Origin of the sequence: Psychroserpens mesophilus, assembly GCF_050617655.1 — a bacterium.
GTDB lineage: Bacteria > Bacteroidota > Bacteroidia > Flavobacteriales > Flavobacteriaceae > Psychroserpens > Psychroserpens mesophilus_A.
In genome coordinates, this window is sequence record NZ_JBODQC010000453.1 from 1 (window position 1) to 240 (window position 240).

Below are 240 nucleotides of genomic sequence, written 5' to 3' on the forward strand. Positions count from 1 at the left end.
TATTCCAGCAATTTCACTCAGGGAACGCACGGCAGGGTAGTTGCCATCCTCATCCCTAATAAACTCGAACGCTATGGCAGTCAACCGTTTTTTGGCCATAGCCTCAAAAAATTCTTTGCGCTGCGTTTTGATCTGGAGCGCAGAAATAACAATGGTCTGGGGATTGATGAAATCGATTTCTGATAGGGAAGGCGGTTCTACCTTTAAAAGAATAGGGCAGGAAAATACCTTTTTAGTATC

At 43.8% G+C, this 240-nt stretch carries 1 pseudogene; it reads right to left on the reverse strand.

The features are described from left to right. Window positions 1–240 (reverse strand): annotated as a pseudogene (locus tag ACRHNM_RS17965) (alanine dehydrogenase); the annotation flags it as partial.